This window comes from Alcanivorax sp., from assembly GCF_002726155.1.
Taxonomy (GTDB): Bacteria; Pseudomonadota; Gammaproteobacteria; order Pseudomonadales; family Alcanivoracaceae; genus Alcanivorax.
On record NZ_PBSH01000036.1, the window covers coordinates 58,184 to 77,572 of the forward strand.

Consider the following 19,389-nt stretch of genomic DNA (forward strand, 5'->3'; position numbering starts at 1 on the left):
TAAACCTGATTGCGAGTAACGAGTGACGAGCAGCGAAAATCGTCGGGCTCCCCATGGTTTGGGGTTTGCCTTTCGAAACTCGTTTCTCGCACCTCTACACTCTGGCTATCGCGCCACCACTGCGGGTTCGTAGAAAGCCCTGGGATTAGGGATCGCCCTTCCTGTCGAGTCAAAATCCACGCACAAAAAAGCCCCGACTGGCGGGGCTTTTTCTGTGTGCTCGAAAGCCTTACTTGGCTTTTAGCTCACGGCGACGACGGTGCAGAACCGGCTCGGTGTAACCGCTTGGCTGTGCACAGCCTTCGAATACCAGCTCACAGGCTGCCTGGAAGGCAACGGAGCCGTCGAAGTCCTTGGCCATGGGTACGTAGTCTGGGTCGTTGGCGTTCTGACGATCCACCACTTCCGCCATGCGCTTCATGGTTTCCAGTACCTGCTCTTTACTGCAGATACCGTGGTGCAGCCAGTTGGCCACGTGCTGGCTGGAAATCCGCAGGGTGGCGCGGTCTTCCATCAGGCCCACATCCTTGATGTCCGGCACCTTGGAGCAACCCACACCGCTGTCAATCCAGCGAACCACGTAACCCAGCATGCCCTGCGCGTTGTTATCCAGCTCCTGCTGGATTTCCTCGGCGGTCAGCTCGCGGGTCAGTAACGGAATGGTGAGGATGTCGTCCAGGGACGCACGGGTGCGGCTGGCCAGCTTTTCCTGAACCTCTGCCACGTTGATTTCATGGTAGTGGGTCACGTGCAGCGTGGCTGCCGTCGGAGATGGTACCCAGGCACAGTTGGCACCGGCTTTCGGGTGACCGGCCTTGTTGGCCATCATCTGCGCCATTTCGTCGGGCATCGCCCACATGCCTTTACCGATCTGGGCGTGACCTTTCAGACCGCATTCCAGGCCGATATCCACGTTCCAGTCTTCGTAGGCGCCGATCCACGGCAGGGCTTTCATTTCACCCTTGGGCGCCATGGGGCCCGCTTCCATGGAGGTGTGCATTTCGTCACCAGTGCGATCCAGGAAGCCGGTGTTGATGAAGATGACACGCTCCTTGGCCTGACGGATACACTCCTTCAGGTTCACAGTGGTGCGACGCTCTTCATCCATAATGCCAATTTTCAAGGTGTTAGCAGCCAAACCTAATGCTTTTTCTACACGCTCGAAAAGCTCAACCGCAAAGGCCACTTCTTCCGGGCCGTGCATTTTCGGCTTCACGATATAAACAGAACCGGTGCGGCTGTTGCTCACCTTGTTGATGTTCTTCAGGTCATGCATGGCGGCCAGCACGGTCACCATGCCATCCATGATGCCTTCCGGCGTTTCTTCACCGTTGTGCAGGATCGCCGGGTTGGTCATCAGGTGGCCCACGTTACGGACCAACAGCAGTGAACGACCATGCAAAGTCAGGGAGGAGCCGTCCAGCGCGGTGTATTCACGATCCGCATTCATGGAGCGGGTCATGGTCTTGCCACCTTTCTGGAAGCTTTCTTCCAGGTCGCCTTTCATCAGACCGGCCCAGTTGCGGTACACCTCGACCTTGTCTTCCGCATCCACGGCGGCAACGGAGTCTTCGCAATCCTGAATGGTGGTGATGGCAGATTCCAGTAGCACGTCTTTCATGTTGGCCGCGTCATCAGCACCAATCGGGTGGCTGGCGTCGAACTGGATTTCTGCATGCAGGTTATTGTGCTTCACCAGCACCCCGGTGGGGGCTGCGGCATCACCCAGGTAACCCTGCAGCTGGGATTCATCTTTCAGGCCGGTTTTTTCCGCGCCCAGAGAGACCACCAGCTTGCCGTCTTCGATGGCATAGCCGGTGCTGTCCTTGTGGGAGCCGCTGGCGAGCGGGAAGTAGCTGTCCAGGAAGTCACGGGCCCAGGCAATCACCTTGGCGCCACGCTTCGGATTGTAGGCGCCGCCTTTTTCGGCACCGCCTTCGTCGGAGATCACGTCAGTGCCGTACAGAGCATCGTACAGGCTGCCCCAGCGGGCGTTTGCAGCGTTCAGGGCAAAGCGCGCGTTCTTCACCGGCACTACCAGCTGCGGACCGGCGATGGTGGCAATTTCGGCATCCACGTTTTCAGTGGTGACGCTGAAGTCTTCGCCTTCGGGCAGCAGATAACCGATCTCGGTCAGGAACTGCTTGTACTCAGCCATGTCGATGGCCTGCCCCGCACGGGCCTTGTGCCAGGCGTCGATCTGCTTTTGCAGGTCGTCGCGCTTGGCGAGCAGCGCCTTGTTCTTGGGGGCCAGGTCATTGAGGATGCTTTCCAGCTCGGCCCAGAAGTGCTCCGGGTCAACGCCGGTACCCGGCGCAATCTCATTGGCTACCAGATCATGGAGTTCGGCGGCGATTTCCAGGCCACCCTTCTGAATACGATCGGTCATGGTGCTCCTACCCTTCTGGTCGAGAGAATCTTGGTTAATCGGGACGTTCGAGGAAAACCCGGCAACCGGTCGGCGTCAGCGCGCCACCGTGTGGATTATCGCGAAAGCCCGGGAAAACGGTTCAAGGCGCGTAAAGACGGGCGCCCTGAAATAAGGCGACGGCATTTTACCGGAAACGGCGCCGTGAATCATGTTTAGCGGTAAACAAAGTCTGACTTGTCGGTTTTTTGATCAGCCAAACAAATTAACCACATCCAGACGGTGAGCTTGCTCACCGCCCTGCTGTTGACCCTGCTCCAGGTTTTCAAAGTCGAACAGGCGGGTGTCTGCCAGCTGCGAAGGCGCAATGTTCTGCACCGCAGCAAAAATGTTCTCGATACGCCCCGGCTGCTGCTTGTCCCACTGCTGCAACATGTCCTTGATCACCTGTCGCTGCAGGTTCTTCTGGGAACCGCAGAGGTTGCAGGGAATGATCGGGTATTCTTTCAGGGCAGAGAACTCGATGATGTCCTTCTCACGGCAATAGGCCAGCGGGCGAATCACCACATTGCGGTTGTCATCGCTGCGCAGCTTGGGGGGCATGGCCTTCATCTTGCCGCCGTAGAACATGTTCAGGAACAGGGTTTCGACGATGTCATCCCGGTGGTGGCCAAGGGCAATCTTGTTGGCACCGATTTCCTCGGCAAACCCGTACAGGCTGCCCCGGCGCAGGCGTGAGCACAGGCCGCAGGTGGTCTTTCCTTCCGGCACCTTCTCCTTGACGATGGAATAGGTGTCTTTTTCCAGAATGTGGTACGCCACACCTTCCTTTTCCAGATACTCGGGGAGAATGTGCTCCGGGAATCCCGGCTGTTTCTGGTCCAGATTCACCGCCACCAGCTCGAAATTCACCGGCGCGGAATGCTGCAAATTACGCAGGATCTCCAGCATGGTGTAGGAATCCTTGCCGCCAGACAGACACACCATCACCTTGTCGCCCTCACTGATCATGTTGAAATCAGCAATGGCGCGCCCCGTTTCCCGTCGCAGCTTCTTCTGCAGCTTGTTAAGGCGAGTCCGTTGTTTGGCGTCCAGCGTGTCCATGGGAACCCTTTCTATATCTGTGTAACAGCCATCACGCTTCATGCAACATCAATGGCGCGAGAGCCGGATTGTGCGTGAAGCGTGTTGCGTGCCGCGTGAGAGCGTTTATGTGACCTTCATTTTGCGGATCAGTCTACGGTACAGCGAAGGAGCCCAGCGTTTCAGGTAAATACCCGCCCCTTCGCGGCCGGCGATGATAACCTGATCGCGGCCACGCTGCACGGCTTCGACCAGCCGTTTGGCGCATTCTTCTGGCGGCATGGCGGTCTTCTGGGCATCGTCCATGGTGCCTTGGCGGCTACCATCGGCGGTGAGTGCATTGATCGACACCTGGGTACGAATAAACCCGGGCATCACCAGCGTCACACGAATGCCATGTTCATACTCTTCCGCCCGCAGGGATTCGAAAAAGCCATGCAAGGCATGTTTGCTGGCGCTGTAGGCGCTGCGCAGCGGAGTCGGCAGCTCCCCCACCAGGGAGGTAATCACTACGAAACGCCCGCCGCCCTGCTGTTTCAGCCAGGGAAGCACGGCCTTGGTCAGCGCAACGGTGCCGAAGAAATTCACCTCCATGATCTGGCGATCGACACTCAAGGCGGTGTCTGCCACCAGCGAGCGCTGGGAGACCCCACCATTGTGCACCACCTGGTCCAGCCGTCCGCAGGCCTGCCTGACACGCTCCACGGCTGCCGCCATCGCCTCACTCTGGCCAAGGTCCAGCGGCAGCACCACGTGCTCTTCGCTGTTCACCAGTCCGCCACGCACCCGCTCCAACTCTTCTTGTCGGCGAGCGGACAGCACCAGCCTGGCGCCGCGGCGAGCATATTCCTTCGCCAGGGCTTCACCGATCCCGGAGGATGCCCCGGTAATCCAGACAACCTTGCCAGCCAGCGACTCAGACATAGAACCTCCCTCAAACAACGACAATGGCCAAGCTTAATGCCCCAACCCAAAAACAAAAAGCGCGGTAAACCGCGCTCTTCGCTTGTAGCTTGTAGCTTGTAGCTGATTATTTATTTCAGCTCTTTGGACGACAGCCCAAGCAGGTGTCTGGCCACAATCAGCTGCTGAATTTGCTGGGTGCCCTCAAAAATATCGATAATTTTCGAATCCCGGGCCAACTTCTCCAGCAAGGTTCGCTCGGAGTAACCCAGCTCACCGCAGAGCGCCACACATTTGAGTGTGACATCGTTCCCCATGCGCCCAGCCTTGGCTTTACACATGGACGCTTCGCGGGAATTGGGCTGGCCATTATCAGCCATCCAGGCAGCCTTGAGGGTCATCAACCGCGCCGCTTCCAGGTCGGCTTCCAGCCGGTAAAGCTCCAGTTCGCGGGCGCTCGAATTGTAAGGCTGTTTCGAGAAATCAGCTCCAACCCCTTCTTTTTCAAAAATTTCCCTGGTGATTTCCAGCGCAGCACGCGCCACACCCAACGCCATGGCCGCCACCTGGGGCCGGGTGTTATCAAATGTCTGCATCACCCCGCCAAAGGCTTTCTTGCGTGCCTCTTCGGTATCGCCCACCTCTGCGGAACCGAGAATATGGTCCTTGGGAATTCGGCAGTTGTTGAACGCCAGTGCCGCCGTATCCGAGACTCGCAAACCCATTTTGTCTTCCACGCGCACCAGTTGTACGCCGGGATTATCGCGGGGCACAATAAAAGACTTGATCGCCGCTTTTCCCAGCGCTTTATCCAACGTGGCCCACACCACGATGGCATCACAGCGTTGACCGGCGGTGCAGTAGATTTTCTCACCGTTAAGCACCCATTCATCGCCATCCGCCACCGCAGTGGTAGCAACCGCAGCAGAATCGGACCCCGCGCCAGGCTCGGTGATTGCCATAGCGCAGTAGAGCTTGCCGTACTTCTCTTTCTGTTCCGGCGTGCCCACGGCCATCACTGCCGCATTACCTAGCCCAGAGCCGGGAATAGACAACATCAGGCCCACATCACCCCAGCACATGGCTTCTACGCCCATAATGCCCATCATGTTGCTGCCATTCTTGATTGCGTCGCTGGCCCCGTCTTTGTTTCCGCCACGCTTTCCTTCACCGCGAGGCATGGCCGCCATCATCTGTGCCACCGGTTTCAGCTCTTCCGGGGTATCGCAGTGCTCGATGGCGTCATATTTGCGTGAGATCGGGCGAAAAATCCCGCTGGCCAGTTGCTGGGCCATCTTCTGGGTCTGTGTAAGCTTCTCGGGTAATTCCAGATTAATCATGTTGTTCTCCCTACACCATCAGGCTGCCGTGAAGCACGGCAATGCTGCGCAAGTTCCGGTACCACATCTCCAGCGGGTAATCGCGAACAAAACCCGCCCCACCGAAGAGCTGAATACCGTTAGTGCCAATCTCCATGGCCTTTTCCATGCACTGCAGCTGTGCAAGGTAGGCTTCCTTGTGGAAATCCAGCCCCTGTTCCGCCCGGCTGGCGGCACGTAACATCATCAGCCGCATCCCTTCAATTTCGATGGCCATATTCGCCACCATAAAGGCCACGGACTGGCGCCAGGCAATGGGTTCGCCAAACGCCTTGCGTTCATTCACGTAGGGGATAGCGTATTCCATCACCGCCTGGCAACAGCCCACCGCCAACGCGCACTGGCCGATGCGAGACAGACCCAACAGTCGATCCAGATCAAACCCGGGCAGGCGGTCGGCCTCGGGCACGGTGACGGATTCCAGCGTCAGCGTGCCCAGCTCGGCACTGCGCAGCCCCATATAGGGCTCAGCGTTAATAGTCAGCCCCGCCGCATCTTTCGGAACAATAAAGGCAGATACCGCCCCTTTCTCAGCCGCTACCACCACAAACCACTCACATCGTGAGGCCATCGGCACCAGGCTCTTGACCCCGTTGAGCACCACTTTCCCGTCGGCGCTTTGTGCCGTAGTGGTCGGCGCCGACGGCTCAAACGTGGCGCGAGGCTCTGTCAGTGCGACGGCCGCGCCAGTGAAAGTTTCCGTCGCCATGGCCGGCAACCAGCGCTCCTGCTGCTCTTCGCTACCGAAATCCACCAGGGCGTTGACGGCGGCCATGGGCTGCAAGGCTGCCAGGGTATGGGAGATGTCCCCTTCGGCCAGATCTTCTACTGCCAGCGCATTGGAGAGCGGCGATCTCGGCATCCCCACACCACCCAGAGCTTCCGGCATGGGCATCAGCGCCAGGCCAAAGCCGGCGATACTATTCAACAGTTCAGCACTGGCCTTCGCCGCGTCATCGGCGGCGCGGGATTGCGGGAACAGGGAATCGCGCACCATCTTGCGCATCCCTTCACGGGTCATGCGCTGTTCTTCGGTTAATGTCAGGTCAAAAAGCGGTGTGGACATACAAGGGCCTCATCCCGGCAAGCAAACGGTTGTTTGAACAACAGTTTGTCACTGGCTGTCTACCACCGACAATGACAGGTCTGTGACCTGCCACGATAAAAACGGTAAAGTTGAGCAAAAATACAACAACCCTTCAGTCAGGCGTTTTTTGTCCGTGTTTACACTGATACCGAAAGAGCCCCCGGAGCGCGCGGTCCGGCTAAAACGCCAAATCATGGCGATCTATTCCTATTGTTTATTGTGGGCCGGCACCTTCATTGGTGTGGAACTCACCGCGTTTGAACCCAACACACCACACCTGACCTTCTTCGCAGTGGTCTTTGCCGTTAACGGCCTGTTCTACCTGCTGATTCGCAGCGGCCTCAGCGAACGTTTCGGGGACCCCAGCCTGACCATCCTGCAAATGGCCGTGGGCATCCTGCTGACCACCACCATTCTGCATTACTCCCGCGAACTGCGCGGCGCCATGCTGAGCATCTATTTCATGGTCATGACCTTTGGTGTGTTCGCACTGGACCGCCGACGCATGCTGCTGATGGCGGCCTTCACCCTGCTCTGCTTCACCGGGTTGCTGATTTACGAGTGGATCAATGCCCCCCAGCAAGCGATTTTTTCCTACCTGATCGGCCACTGGATCATTCTCACGCTCGGCCTGGGCTGGTTTATTTACATGGGCGGCTATATTCACAACCTGCAATTACGGGTACGCGAACAGCGGGAACGGCTGCGCGAAGCCCACGACCGGCTCAGCGCCATTGCCGTGCGCGACGACCTGACCGGCCTGTATAACCGGCGCCACTTTCTGGAACGGCTGGAAGAAGAGATGTCCCGCGCCAATCGGGAGAGCAGCCCGCTGCACCTGGCGATTATCGACCTGGACCATTTCAAACGGGTCAACGACACCTATGGCCATCACGCCGGTGACGAAGTGTTACATCGCTTTGCCCAGGTCGCGGCCATGGGTTTACGCAAGTCCGACCTGCTGGCCCGGTACGGCGGCGAAGAATTCGTCGTGCTGTTCCCTCACACCAGCAGCCAGGCCTGCCTGGCCGCACTGGAACGGTTGCGACACAGTTTTTCTGAACAGCGCTATGCCTTTGCCGAAGAATTAAGCAGCGCATTTTCCGCCGGGTTAACGCATTACCATCCCGGGGAAAGCGCTGAGCAATTTATAAAGCGCGCGGATAACGCCCTGTATGAAGCCAAGCACCTGGGCAGAAACCGTATCCAGCAAGCGGGCTAACCAGACCAGTACAACAGCACGGTGGAGGCGCGGCCCGTCTATCGGTATGCTTGCTCGCCACCGGGAGAAAAGCATGTCTGAGATTACCAACCCAAGTCTGAAAAATACGGTCCGCCAGCATTTCGCCAGCCAAGGGGAAGACGCGCCAACCTGGACGGAAATTCACGGCATGCTGTGCGCCCTGGCCGCAGGCCCGCAGGGCGATGACGATTCCCCGGTCGACTACGCCCATGAGCTGGAAATGCCGGTCCCGGACGAGGTGGCATCCGCTCTCAACCAACTGCACCAACGTCTGGTGACCCAGCTGCTCAGCGGCGAAACAGTGAACTTGCCCTGCCTGCTCGACCCCTATCAGGAAGAAGATGGTCAGGACCTGGCCAGCTGGTGTGCAGGGTTCATGACCGGCGTCTTCGTGAACGAATCCCTCTGGTACGAACACGACGAGGAAACCGTCGTCAATCTGCTGCTGCCCTTCATTCTTATTTCCGGTCTTGATGAAGACGAAGAGCTGGACGCCCTGTGGGAGAACACCCAGGTGGTCCGCCAGATGGCGCTGGGCATCCCCGAGCTGATTGAAGAACTGTTTTTATGTTTTCACGGACCGGATGAAGGCGGCGAGTCTTAAGGGCCTGTTAACACTAGCCCCCCTTTTCCGCTGACCCCGCCTCTTGCCCCACTGATCACTGCCGTCAGACGTAACGTGACCCAGTTCCACGCCGTCCCCGTGCCAAGCCTCTAGGCTTGAGGGTGAGCTACCGATACAAAAACCTGTAGCCACCAGAACATCATTACGAGGGGGGAACGCGTGCGCGTCATTCTTTTGGCAAGTTTGCTGACGCCAGTGCTGGCGATGGCTCAAACCGAATCCCAGCCTGCCTGCCCGACACTGGCCCGGGCCGACTTCACCACTGCGGTGGAAAACCGCGAACCCACCAACACCGTCAGCCAGGTGCCTGTGAGCACTGCAGAGCTGTTCTTTTATACCGAAGTGCATGACGGCAGCCATCAAACGCTCTACCACCATTGGTCGCTCAATGGTGAGCCCTTTGTGGACGTCACCCTGGAGATTGGCTCGGATTTCTGGCGGACCTGGTCGTCGAAAACACTGACCGGGCTGGGCATGAAAGCGGGCGACACCTGGAGCGTTTCGGTCACCGGTGCCCCGGGTTGCGAATTGGGCCACTGGCAGGTAACGCTGACCGAATCCGGCAACGCCCCGGCAGCGCCTGACACTTCCACGCAGGGCACGCCCGACCGTACCGCCCCACCGCCACCATCACCTTCACAAACACAAAGCCCCGCTAACGCCGACGGTGCGCAGCAAGCCGCGCCAACCGATAGTGCGCCAGTGGATCTGAGCGCAAATTTCATGGCCATCGAAGAGCTGCTGACACTGGGCGACACTCGAGGGGCCCGTTCAGCCATCAAGCGGGCGCGGGCTCTGACCGGCAATGCGCAGCAGCTTGCCGAGCTTGATCAAATGGACAAGGACAACCAGGCATTTGCTGAACTGAACCAGCTGATCCGTCAGCGCGACATCCCGGCCGCCCGGCAGAAGCTGCAAGCCCTGATGGTCTCCGTACCGCCGGAAAGCCCGGTGTACCCTGCCCTTCAGGGGCGTCACAAGCTGCTCGATCAGCTCAATGAAATGAACCGGGACAGCGCCGCGCTCCAGGCCGCAGCCGCCCCTTAAGCCTTAGCAGGCAGAAAAACGTTAATCGTCTTTCAGCGAAAGGTAGCTGATATCCGGTTGCGCCGGGGGTGGCGCCTGGGTGCGCTGGCCCAGGTCCTCCCCGGCTGCAGCCATACTCAAGTGGCTCACATCGGGGGCCGGCGGAGCGGGTGCGTGTTCCGAGTTATTCATGTCTTCGCCCACATCTGCCACGGAGAACGCACCGGAGAAGCCAGTGCCCCCGGTGCGGATGGTGCCCACGGTCTCCAGATCCCCGCTGTTCTGCTCCCCAAGGCTAGTGGATTCAGCTGAGGCGGAAGATTCTGTCGCCGGTGCCGGTACCGCAGATGGCGCAGCGGCCGGCTGCGCAGGCGCCCGCGCTTGCCCCCCACCGGACACAGGGCGGATTTCACATTCCGCCCCGGCCTGCTTCATCAGCGCCCGAAACTTCATGGCCGTGGCTTGATCGGCATCTTTCTTGATCACCACTGGCTGGCCGGAAAACAGTTTCTCAACCCGGGCGCTGTCCATCTTGAACAAACGCCCCAGATTGCTCTTCACGGTCGCCAGGTCAGCACCGCCGACCAGCTTCCCGGAAAACACGATATGGAAACGAGCATCACTCATGCTGTTGCGTTTCTCCCTTCAGGCAATTCAGTTTTCAGGCAGATTCAATCCATCTGCGCCGCACAATACTCCGCCAGCGCCGCAATAGTCCGTGACGGGTTCAGGCCCAAAGCCCGAGGCACCATGGCGCCATCCACTACATAGAGACCAGGATAGTTGAACACTTCCCCGGCATGGTTCACCACCCCCTGTTCCACAGAATCCGCCATATTGCAGCCACCCAGTGGGTGAGGTGTGACCAGATTCTTGAACCAGGTCCAGGTAGCGGGTGTCATCGGGTTGCCCCCGGTGGCAGCCGTCAGTGACAAATGCCGATCGGCCAGCCCCTGCACGGCCTTTTCGGCCTTGCGATAATCCCACTTGAGCTTCAGGCGATCACGCTTCCATGGCCAGTACCAGCGACGGCCCAGAGAAAAGGTGCCACCGGGATCATCCATGGCCTGGCCAAACCAGGGCATCATTTTGCCAAAGGGGTTACTGCTGTCGCCATATTTCAACATGGCCGCCCCCAGCCGGGTGCCGGCAAACCGGGATTGCTTGCCCAAACGCTCCAGCCAGCTGCCAAGAATATCCGGCAAGCCACCGTCTTCCACAAAATACCGGGCGCCATTGTCCGAGCCATCCAGATAATCGATGGCGCTGGTAATGGTCGGGCCCCGCGTGGGTGAGATCTGACGATCTTCATAGAAAGCCGCCGTGGCAAAATCGCCGTTACTGCTCCAGTTGTGCCCGAGCTTACGGCTGAGTTTTGGCAGCGTCTTGAACTGATCCCGGCAGCGCAGTAGCAGTTCGGTAGACCCCATGGAGCCAGCAGCCACGATTACCTTGTCAGCACGGAAACCGCGCCAGCCCCGCGCATCGAGATCCATGGCCTGCACTTCATAGCCCCCCGAGGCCAGCGGACGAATCGTGCGAACGTGATGCAACGGACGAATCTGCGCGCCAGCACTTTCCGCCGCCGCCAGATAATTCAGATCCAGGGTATTCTTGGCTTTCACCGGGCAACCCAGATCGCAATTGCCGCAATGGGTGCATGTACCCTGCTCTTTGCCCTGGGCGTTGACCCAGCTTTTACTATGGCGGTAATCGAACGAATCGTCGTTTTCCGCACGCCACTCCGGGTCAAACGTAATCGCCTGGGGTACCACGGTGAAACGGTCCCCGGCGCCAACCGCCTCCGCCGCTTCTTTCATCAGGTAAGTGCGTGGCGTCCACTGGCTCGTCGGCAACGTCTGCACATTGAGCATCTCGCCAGTGATGTCGTAATAGGGCTTCAGGGTGGCGTAATCGATGGCCTCAGGCCAACCCTGCTCGAAGGCTTCGGGCTTGGCTTCAATGCTGACATTGGCGTAAATCAACGAGCCCCCGCCAACCCCTGCACCCATGGCAATACTCATGTCGCCGAAATTGCGGAAATCAATCCAGCCGTTTTGTTTTTCCGGCTCATCTTCATCCCAAAGCCAGTCTGTCTGGGAAACGGACGGGTAATCACCGGGCAACCAGCGCCTGCCCCGCTCCAGTACCACCACCTTGCTTCCCTTCTCGGCCAACCGGCATGCCATCACAGCGCCCCCGAAGCCACTGCCGATGACCAGCACATCCACCTTTTCCATGTCGTCCCCAGTGTTTTTCTACTTTTTGTTGTCGGCTCCCCGAGCGTCCAACTCTCTTCTTACACTATTTTTTGCACTATAAATTTAAGCGCCAATCCTGTCCATTTACACCGCTTTCCAGTAACCTGACCACCATCTTTGCCGGCCCACAGCAGCACCCATGGAACAAATCGATTTCGTTACTCTTGAAGAGAAAAAACGCCCTCGCAAGCGGGCTGCTGCCCAAAAAAAGGTGGCCAGCACGTCCAGGCAGACAACAGCGCGGCAAGGTGCGGTTCGTGAAGGTTACCGGCGTCTCACCGCGGACATTCCCGCCGATTTACACAAGCGCCTGAAAATGCAGGCACTGATGGAAGACCGCTCTGTCACCGAGTTGATCGTGCAAGCGGCAGAGAGTTTTCTGCGTAACCGCGACTGATTTCCCCACCGCATTTCTTTCGTCCCATCCGTCCTTTTCACGCGTAACGCTTGCACGCTGTCACTGAAGCGTCACTGCACTGTCATTCATTCGCACCCTTGCCACGACACCCTTGGCGGAAACCGTCGAAGGAGCTAGCTCATGGCTGCAGATCTGTTTCTGCTCGTCTGTGCCCTGCTGTTCGGGCTTGGATTTCGTCAATTGTTCCGCCATCTTCCCGAGGAGCGTTGGCAATTTGTCGCGTCCCTGCCCTTGAAGAAAAACGGTGACGGTTCCTGGCAGGGCCTGAATCTGACCTTCTACGGTTTATTTACCGGGCTGGCCGGTGGGTTCGGCGTTGCCACGTTCATTCTTCTTACTGCCGCCGTCGGTGTTTCACTGATGACCACCGTGCTCCTGACGCTGGGAGTGTTGGCCATTTGCCTTCCGGCAGCCAAAATCATTGCCACTGTGGTAGAAAAAAATCGCCACGGGTTTACAGTCGGCGGCGCCAGTTTCGTGGGCATTATCATTGCGCCGCTGTTCCTGTGGCTGGCGGACAAGGCCAGCCAGCACTGGTGGGACACACCACTACCCACCTTGCCCATGCTGGCAGCCATGTCCATCGCCTATGTGATGGGGGAAGGCATCGGTCGACTGGCCTGTATCAGTTTCGGCTGCTGCTACGGCAAGGCTCTCAACGATGCTCCCACCTGGGCCCGGCGCATGTTTGCCACGCTCAACCATGTCTTTATCGGGAAAACCAAGAAAATCGCCTTTGCCGGGGAAATGGAAGCCGTCAAGGTCATCCCCATTCAGGCGGTGACCTGCGTGCTCTACACGGCGCTGGCATTGTTATGCAGCGCCCTGTTCTTCCACCAGTTATTTGCGCTGGCCTTTGCCCTGAGCCTGGTGGGCAGCCAACTTTGGCGGGTGTATTCGGAAACGTTGCGAGCGGATTACCGTGGAGGCAGCAAGCTGTTCTCGGTCTATCAGCTGATGGCGTTGCTCGCTGCCCTGTACGGTGTGGCTATCAGTATCGCGCTGCCCGGCCATAGTGATTTGCAACCGTTACTCCACGCAGGGCTAGGTGCACTGTGGACGCCGGGAGTCATCCTGTGCCTTCAGTTGATTACGGTTGTCATGTTTTTCTTCTCGGGCACCAGCACCATCACCACCGGTGAGCTGCGATTCGGGTTGGCCGCCGACTGGCGCAGTCAGGCCGGCTGCGACGGCGATCATCACCAGCATGACAAGAAGGACACAGGGCAGCCGTCAGGCACCGCTTCCCTCGGCGCCACCCTGCGCAGTTCTACACCAGCGCCACGGCCTTGATCTGGGCATAGACGTCAGCACCGGGAAACAGGGAAAGCTGACGAGCAGAACGCCCGGAGATCCGGGCCAGAATGCACTGCCCGGCCAGGGCAAGTTGAACCAGGCATTGCCCGGGCCCGACCTCACGCAAGCCGACCACCCGGGCCGGCAGAATATTGAGAATACTGCTGTCATCCGGGGCGCTCAGACAAAGGCTCACATCCCGGGCCGCAATGCGCAGCCGTACAGACTCACCGGCAACCAGCTGCTGCTCAACAGGCAGCCACAGCGTGGCATCCCCCACGGTGATGCCCTGCAAATGATCCTCGCGGGCGTAGTCCGCCACCAGGCCAGCCAATAGCGCTGTCGCGTCTGCGCGTTGAGCCAGGGAGCCATCCAGACGCGACAGCTCCTGGCTGGCCGGCCCTTGGGCAATAATGCGGCCGCGCTCCATCAACCAGACCTGATCCGCCAGGCGCAGCAGCTCATCCATGTTGTGGGTCACATACAGCACCGGCACGCTGCGCGCGGCCAGGGCAATCAGATCCAGCAACTCACGCTTGTGCGCCTCATCCAGGGCCGACAACGGCTCATCAAGAAGCAGCAGTTGCGGCGCCCCCAGCAGGGCCCGCGCCAGAGCCACACGCTGGCTTTCCCCGCCAGACAAGCCCTCCACCCGCCGGGCCAGCAGCGGACCAATGCCGGTTTGTTCGATCACCTGCGCTTGCTGGCCCACCGGGCTCTGGCGACGCCGGGCCACATAATCCAGATTGCCCTGCACGGTGAGATGACGAAACAGGGTGGGCTGCTGAAACAGCATGCCGATAGGCCGCTGCCACGGCGCCAGTTCCATCTCTGCCGACAGCCACGTCTGATCGGCAAAGCTGATCACGCCATCGCAATGGTCCAGTCCGGCCACCATGCGCAGCAACGAACTCTTGCCCGCCCCGGAAGGCCCAAACAACACCGTGACCCCCCGGGGCTGCAGCGTCGCCTCCACCTGCAATCGAAAACTGCCCCGCTGGCCCTGCACTGACAGCTCCAGACTCATGGCATGGCCCCCAGATTTGGCCGGCGACGCTGCCAGCGGAACAGTCCCCACAGCAGCAACAGCGACAGGCCCAACAACACTGCCGCGAGCCGATGGGCACTGACATAATCGCCGGCTTCCACATGCTCATACAGGGCCACAGAGGCCACCCGGGTTTCCCCGGACAGGCTGCCGCCGATCATCAACACCACGCCGAACTCGCCAAGGGTATGCGCAAAACCCAAAATGGCTGCGCTGGCATAACCCTCCCGGCACTGGGGCAGCACCAGAGAGAAAAACCGGTCACGGGGCCTGGCTCCGGCAACGGCGGCCATGTCCAGTTGTTGTGAATCAATGGCGGAGAACGCATTTTTCAACGGTTGCAGAACGAAGGGTAGCGAATACAGCACAGAGCCGATCACCAGCCCGGTAAAGGTAAACGCCAGTGAACGTTGCGCGAATACCTCTGCCAGCCAGCCCCCCGGCCCGTTCGGGCCCAGCCCGATCAACAGGTAAAAGCCCAGCACCGAGGGAGGCAGCACCAGCGGTAAAGCCAACATGGCCTCCAGCAGAGCCTGGCCGGGTAGTCGGCGACGAGCCAGCCACCAGGCCAAAGGCGTACAAAGCACCATGAGTATCACTGTGGTGAGCAACGCCAGCTGAATGCTGACCCCCAGCGCAAGCCAGTCCCCCTCAGAAAGCATCGTCAGGCACCCGGTAACCCGCCTGGTCGATCAACGTCTGTGCCTGGGGACTGAAGAGGAAGTCGTAAAAACGCTGCGCAGTGGCATTGGCGCCAAGCAGTCCACCCTGCTGAACAATCGGTGCATACCAGTCCATCGGCACACGCCACAGGCTTCCACCCTGCTGCTGTACCTGGCTCAGGGCCACAAAGGCCGCCGCGGCCGCCCCGCTGTGGGCAAAGTGATAGCTCTGCCCCACATTCTCTGCGGTGACCCGCTTTACCGCAGCAGGGAGATTGACTCGCGCCAGTGCCGATGCCGCCGCCACGCCGTAAGGGGCAGTACGCGCATTGGCCAGGGCCAGGGGATTCACATTTCCCTGGCGCAAACTCTCCGGGCCAAGCGACACACCGCGGGTCGGCGTCCACAGTACAAGAATGCCCTGCGCATAGGTTCGGATCGACGCCGGGACCAACAAGCCTTCTTGAGCCAGTTCAGCGGGGCGGCGCTGATCCGCCGCGAGGAAGATATCGTAAGGGGCACCCTGGCGAATCTGGGCGGCCAGCGTGCCAGTCGAGGCCACGGTCACGCCGATCCGGTCATCCGGGTGGCTCTTTATGTACAGCGTAATCAGTTGTTTGAGCGTTTGAGCGAAGTTGGCGGCCACCGCCACCTGGGCGTCACCAGCGAGCACCGGGACGCTGAGCACACCCATAAAAAGAAAAGCCAGAATCCGCATCAAGCACTCCGAGACCATACCGGGACCAAAACCGGCAATCGCCCAGTCTATGTCAGCAGACAGTGACTGTCAGGAGGATTTGCGCGGGTTCTGCCCTCGATGTTGGCGGCCGCGCGCCCGGGCCAGCTCAATCTGTTTCTGCCGTTCCGCGAAGCGTTGCTTCTGTTCCGGGGAAGATTCGTCGTAACACTTCGGGCAGGACACCCCAAGCTGGAATTGTTCGCTGCGTTTGTCTTCATCGCTAATCGGCCGGCGGCAGGCGTGGCACTGATCAAATTCACCGGGGTTCAGATCGTGGTCCACGGTCACCCGCTCATCAAACACAAAACACTCCCCTTCCCACAGGGAGTCTTCCTTGGGCATTTCTTCCAGGTATTTAAGAATGCCACCTTTCAGGTGATACACCTCTTCAAAGCCCTGCTCTTTCAAATACGCCGTGGACTTCTCGCAGCGGATGCCACCGGTGCAGAACATGGCCACTTTCTTGTGTTTGGCCGGATCCAGGGTCTCTTTCACGTAGTCCGGGAATTCGCGGAAAGTACGGGTTTCCGGGTTAATGGCGCCCTTGAAGGTGCCCACTTCCACTTCATAGTCATTGCGGGTATCGATCAACACGGTGTCAGGGTCAGAAATCACCGCATTCCACTCGTCCGGCGACAGGTAGGTACCCACTGTGCGGGTCGGGTCGATACCTTCCACACCCATGGTGACAATCTCTTTCTTCAGCTTCACCTTCGTGCGCAGGAACGGGTGTTCGTCGTGGAAGGACTCCTTGTGCTCCAGTGCCGCCAGCCGCTCGTCGCCCTTGAGCCAATTAAGCACGGTATCGACGCCACCACGGGGACCCGAAATGGTGCCGTTGATGCCCTCATCCGCGAGCAATAAAGTGCCACGCACATCGTTGGCATGCATCAGGTCCAGCAAGGGTTGCTGCAGTTGCTCGAAACCGTGTAGCCGAACGAACTTGTACAACGCTGCAACGACAATGCTGTCCGGGGTTTCCACCCGATGCTGGGTACTCACTGCTTTTCTCCCACGGTTGTCTTTCCTTTGCTGAATTGCGGATCATGCTTACTGCCACCCAGGCAATCCGGTGACGACAGTATCTCGCCGCCCTTGGCCTCCCATTCCGCCGGGGTATGGGTATGCAAGGCCAGTGCATGCACCGGGCCATCCAGCTCGTCAGCCAGAATTTTGTACAGCATCTGGTGGCGGCGTACCGGCATCATGCCGTCAAAGGCATCACTCACCAGCACCAATTTGAAATGTGTTTCCGAGTTCGGCGGCACACTGTGCTTGTGGCTTTCATTTTCCAGCGCGAAATGTGCCACAGGCACCGCCTCGAAAACCTTGCGCTCGATCAATGTCGCTACACTCATGGTCCACCTCACAGATAAAATCGGGCCGGAGCCGTTCAAAAAAAACACGGCCAATGGGCTGATTATACCAGCCTCACCAGGGCGGAAACGCCCCTCGCGGGGCGCGTATTCTACGGGGTTTGCCGGTGCAGAGAAAATACAGGTGCCGGCCAGCCATTAGACGGAGGGGATAATGTCCTTCCAGAGCTGCTCCCCGGCGTCATCCAGCAAGGAGGCCATGGACTCCCCCGGCCCCAGCTGGCGAACCTGGCGAGCGCTCTGCCAACCATCCCAACCCGGCGCCTCTCCACGGGCAAACGCGCCCCAGACAGCCTGCACCTGCTGAGACAGCACCCGCGCTTCGTCGGTGCCTCCGGTGAAATACATGCCCGCCGGCGTATCGGTAACGCCAAACACGAAGGGCACATCCACCACATGGCAGGCCCCCAGCGGGATACCGAACGGCTCGCTCTGCCAGGTGAACTGGAAACCCCAGCATTGCGCGTTATGCTGACTTTGGGCATCGAGCAATCGCACCGTAGGTACCCGGAACAAGCGGTCCGACTCCATGGCAGACAGAAAATCCAGACGGCTACGGCGACTGTCCGGCGTCACTACGCTTTGGTAATAATCCAGCGCCCGAGCGCCATTGCCAGGCAACGCCCGCTCAAAGCGCCGCAGAATTTCATCGTCGTCGATCTGTTTCAGTGCATCCATGGTGGTGGTGCCCGCAAGCACCCCCGCGTACTGAAAGAAATGCCACTCATCACGGCAAACGCCGGCCAACAGGCGTTTGTCCGCAGCGGCACCTGCGGCGATGGCCTCAATCGGCAGTGCCGGCAGCAAGTCACCATCGACCATGGGCAGAAAATTCATGGCGAACTGTGGCGTGGTGGTGCGCAGCCCTCGATCAACCAATACCTTGACGGCGGCGTTCTGGGCCTTGATCCAGCTCTTGTTATCGGCACTGGCCAATTTCTCGGATGCACTGCCGGCCCCCGGCAATGCATCCACAAAAGCGTCAGTCACCTTGCGCACCTGATCCGGGGCGAGCACAACATCGGCCGCGCCGGACTGGGTAATCGCACCATGAAACAGGTCTTTCGCCTGGGGGCAGGCCAGCAGAGCCCCCACACTGAAGCCCCCGGCAGACTCACCGAAAAGGGTCACCTGGCCGCAATCACCGGCAAAGGCACCGATGTTTTCCTGCACCCATTGCAGCGCTGCCAGTTGGTCGCGCATGCCCAGGTTGGTGTCTGCATCCAGCTCCGGTGCCACAGCGGAGAAATCCGCAAAGCCCATGGCGCCCAATCGGTAGGCGGCGTTCACCACCACCACATTCTGGCTGCGTGCCAGTTCCGCTCCGTTGTAGAGAACCTGCGACACTGATCCCGCCAGGTAGCCGCCACCGTGGAACCACACCATCACCGGGAAAGGCCCCTCCCCATCCGGCACCCAGATATTCAAGTAGAGACAATCTTCACTGGATTCCTGGATGCCCATCACAGGGTTTTTCATTTGCAGCGAGGGCATCGGGTAACGATCGGCCAATTGCGTTGCGTCACCGTCAGGCAGAGGCTGCGGAGCCTTGAACCGCAACTCGCCCAGCGGAGCCCGCGCAAACGGCACACCGCGGTATTCGGTTACACCTTTGTTGCCAAGCCCCTGATAACACCCCTGCCGAGTTACTGCTGTCATTTACCCGCCTCCTGTTTGCCAGCATCACTGGCCTGAAAATTAACATGCATCATGGACGATGAACGCTACAGTCCATGCACCGCCAAGCACCAACACAAGCCGTCCAGCCTAACAAAATACATACTAACGAGTAGGCCAATTCGCCTGTTTAATTGTTAGACAACATTAACAATCTTGTCTTATTAGTGACTTACACTTGTTCACGCCCTCACCGAG

General features: G+C 59.1%; 18 protein-coding genes. 5 read left to right on the top strand and 13 right to left on the bottom strand.

Going from position 1 to position 19,389, the window contains the following annotated elements; all coding sequences use genetic code 11:
• Positions 1-229 precede the first annotated feature (229 nt).
• The 5 genes from CL546_RS11065 to CL546_RS11085 form a co-directional block, all read right to left on the bottom strand.
• On the bottom strand, positions 230-2,389 hold the full coding sequence (locus CL546_RS11065; RefSeq protein ID WP_290494939.1) for a malate synthase G: 2,160 nt from the start codon (positions 2,387-2,389) through the stop codon (positions 230-232).
• Between the two features lie 231 nt (positions 2,390-2,620).
• Positions 2,621-3,472: a tRNA 2-thiocytidine(32) synthetase TtcA gene (gene ttcA / locus CL546_RS11070; protein WP_290494941.1), complete on the bottom strand. Its 852-nt coding sequence runs from the start codon at positions 3,470-3,472 to the stop codon at positions 2,621-2,623.
• 105 nt (positions 3,473-3,577) lie between these two features.
• Entirely contained in the window at positions 3,578-4,375 is a 798-nt protein-coding gene (locus tag CL546_RS11075) for an SDR family oxidoreductase (RefSeq protein ID WP_290494943.1), read from the bottom strand.
• Between the two features lie 110 nt (positions 4,376-4,485).
• Positions 4,486-5,694 (bottom strand): acyl-CoA dehydrogenase family protein, encoded by a 1,209-nt coding sequence (locus CL546_RS11080; protein ID WP_290494945.1) that lies wholly within the window; start codon positions 5,692-5,694, stop codon positions 4,486-4,488.
• Positions 5,695-5,704: 10 nt separating this feature from the next.
• Positions 5,705-6,799, bottom strand: a complete 1,095-nt coding sequence (locus tag CL546_RS11085) for an acyl-CoA dehydrogenase family protein (protein WP_290494947.1) — start codon at positions 6,797-6,799, stop codon at positions 5,705-5,707.
• Positions 6,800-7,013: 214 nt separating this feature from the next.
• Between CL546_RS11085 and CL546_RS11090 the strand changes: the two genes are divergently transcribed.
• From CL546_RS11090 to CL546_RS11100, 3 genes are all read left to right on the top strand, one after another.
• The gene (locus tag CL546_RS11090) at positions 7,014-8,042 is read left to right on the top strand and encodes a GGDEF domain-containing protein (RefSeq protein ID WP_290494948.1); all 1,029 of its coding nucleotides are present in this window, start codon (positions 7,014-7,016) and stop codon (positions 8,040-8,042) included.
• Positions 8,043-8,115: 73 nt separating this feature from the next.
• Positions 8,116-8,667, top strand: a complete 552-nt coding sequence (locus CL546_RS11095; protein ID WP_290494950.1) for a YecA/YgfB family protein — start codon at positions 8,116-8,118, stop codon at positions 8,665-8,667.
• A 180-nt stretch (positions 8,668-8,847) separates the two neighbouring features.
• Complete coding sequence (locus CL546_RS11100) at positions 8,848-9,735, top strand: DUF2914 domain-containing protein (RefSeq protein ID WP_290494952.1); 888 nt, start codon at positions 8,848-8,850, stop codon at positions 9,733-9,735.
• Between the two features lie 21 nt (positions 9,736-9,756).
• Here the strand turns inward: CL546_RS11100 and CL546_RS11105 are convergent, their stop codons facing one another.
• Both CL546_RS11105 and CL546_RS11110 read right to left on the bottom strand, forming a co-directional pair.
• The gene (locus CL546_RS11105) at positions 9,757-10,341 is read right to left on the bottom strand and encodes a hypothetical protein (RefSeq protein WP_290494953.1); all 585 of its coding nucleotides are present in this window, start codon (positions 10,339-10,341) and stop codon (positions 9,757-9,759) included.
• A gap of 44 nt (positions 10,342-10,385) precedes the next feature.
• A complete protein-coding gene (locus CL546_RS11110; RefSeq protein WP_290494955.1) occupies positions 10,386-11,954 on the bottom strand; it encodes a GMC oxidoreductase in 1,569 nt (522 codons plus the stop codon).
• Positions 11,955-12,114: 160 nt separating this feature from the next.
• Here CL546_RS11110 and CL546_RS11115 point away from each other — a divergent pair, with 160 nt between their 5' ends.
• Positions 12,115-12,372: a hypothetical protein gene (locus CL546_RS11115; protein WP_290494957.1), complete on the top strand. Its 258-nt coding sequence runs from the start codon at positions 12,115-12,117 to the stop codon at positions 12,370-12,372.
• Positions 12,373-12,513: 141 nt separating this feature from the next.
• Complete coding sequence (locus CL546_RS11120; protein ID WP_290494959.1) at positions 12,514-13,686, top strand: prolipoprotein diacylglyceryl transferase family protein; 1,173 nt, start codon at positions 12,514-12,516, stop codon at positions 13,684-13,686.
• On the opposite strand, the gene modC is transcribed toward CL546_RS11120, so the two are convergent.
• From modC to CL546_RS11150, 6 genes are all read right to left on the bottom strand, one after another.
• Positions 13,664-14,716, bottom strand: a complete 1,053-nt coding sequence (gene modC / locus CL546_RS11125; protein ID WP_290494961.1) for a molybdenum ABC transporter ATP-binding protein — start codon at positions 14,714-14,716, stop codon at positions 13,664-13,666. The two genes, CL546_RS11120 and modC, sit on opposite strands and share 23 nt — an antisense overlap.
• Positions 14,713-15,399 (bottom strand): molybdate ABC transporter permease subunit, encoded by a 687-nt coding sequence (modB, locus tag CL546_RS11130; RefSeq protein ID WP_290494963.1) that lies wholly within the window; start codon positions 15,397-15,399, stop codon positions 14,713-14,715. Before modB ends, modC begins: the two co-directional genes overlap by 4 nt.
• The gene (gene modA, locus CL546_RS11135) at positions 15,389-16,117 is read right to left on the bottom strand and encodes a molybdate ABC transporter substrate-binding protein (protein WP_290494965.1); all 729 of its coding nucleotides are present in this window, start codon (positions 16,115-16,117) and stop codon (positions 15,389-15,391) included. Before modA ends, modB begins: the two co-directional genes overlap by 11 nt.
• Before the next feature lie 69 nt (positions 16,118-16,186).
• Positions 16,187-17,140, bottom strand: coding sequence for an oxygen-dependent tRNA uridine(34) hydroxylase TrhO (gene trhO / locus CL546_RS11140; protein ID WP_290494967.1), 954 nt, complete (start codon positions 17,138-17,140; stop codon positions 16,187-16,189).
• On the bottom strand, positions 17,137-17,496 hold the full coding sequence (locus CL546_RS11145) for a BolA family protein (protein ID WP_290494969.1): 360 nt from the start codon (positions 17,494-17,496) through the stop codon (positions 17,137-17,139). Before CL546_RS11145 ends, trhO begins: the two co-directional genes overlap by 4 nt.
• A 156-nt stretch (positions 17,497-17,652) precedes the next feature.
• Positions 17,653-19,173 (bottom strand): carboxylesterase/lipase family protein, encoded by a 1,521-nt coding sequence (locus CL546_RS11150; RefSeq protein ID WP_290494970.1) that lies wholly within the window; start codon positions 19,171-19,173, stop codon positions 17,653-17,655.
• Positions 19,174-19,389 lie beyond the last annotated feature (216 nt).

Bases quoted from the DNA above. Each gene is read 5' to 3' on its own strand.
- CL546_RS11120 (WP_290494959.1), top strand. From the start codon at position 12,514: ATGGCTGCAGATCTGTTTCTGCTCGTCTGTGCCCTGCTGTTCGGGCTT.
- CL546_RS11115 (WP_290494957.1), top strand. From the start codon at position 12,115: ATGGAACAAATCGATTTCGTTACTCTTGAAGAGAAAAAACGCCCTCGC.
- modB (WP_290494963.1), bottom strand. From the start codon at position 15,399: ATGCTTTCTGAGGGGGACTGGCTTGCGCTGGGGGTCAGCATTCAGCTG.
- ttcA (WP_290494941.1), bottom strand. From the start codon at position 3,472: ATGGACACGCTGGACGCCAAACAACGGACTCGCCTTAACAAGCTGCAG.
- modA (WP_290494965.1), bottom strand. From the start codon at position 16,117: ATGCGGATTCTGGCTTTTCTTTTTATGGGTGTGCTCAGCGTCCCGGTG.
- CL546_RS11095 (WP_290494950.1), top strand. From the start codon at position 8,116: ATGTCTGAGATTACCAACCCAAGTCTGAAAAATACGGTCCGCCAGCAT.
- CL546_RS11105 (WP_290494953.1), bottom strand. From the start codon at position 10,341: ATGAGTGATGCTCGTTTCCATATCGTGTTTTCCGGGAAGCTGGTCGGC.
- CL546_RS11075 (WP_290494943.1), bottom strand. From the start codon at position 4,375: ATGTCTGAGTCGCTGGCTGGCAAGGTTGTCTGGATTACCGGGGCATCC.
- CL546_RS11090 (WP_290494948.1), top strand. From the start codon at position 7,014: ATGGCGATCTATTCCTATTGTTTATTGTGGGCCGGCACCTTCATTGGT.
- CL546_RS11065 (WP_290494939.1), bottom strand. From the start codon at position 2,389: ATGACCGATCGTATTCAGAAGGGTGGCCTGGAAATCGCCGCCGAACTC.
- CL546_RS11080 (WP_290494945.1), bottom strand. From the start codon at position 5,694: ATGATTAATCTGGAATTACCCGAGAAGCTTACACAGACCCAGAAGATG.
- modC (WP_290494961.1), bottom strand. From the start codon at position 14,716: ATGAGTCTGGAGCTGTCAGTGCAGGGCCAGCGGGGCAGTTTTCGATTG.
- CL546_RS11145 (WP_290494969.1), bottom strand. From the start codon at position 17,496: ATGAGTGTAGCGACATTGATCGAGCGCAAGGTTTTCGAGGCGGTGCCT.
- CL546_RS11150 (WP_290494970.1), bottom strand. From the start codon at position 19,173: ATGACAGCAGTAACTCGGCAGGGGTGTTATCAGGGGCTTGGCAACAAA.
- CL546_RS11085 (WP_290494947.1), bottom strand. From the start codon at position 6,799: ATGTCCACACCGCTTTTTGACCTGACATTAACCGAAGAACAGCGCATG.
- CL546_RS11110 (WP_290494955.1), bottom strand. From the start codon at position 11,954: ATGGAAAAGGTGGATGTGCTGGTCATCGGCAGTGGCTTCGGGGGCGCT.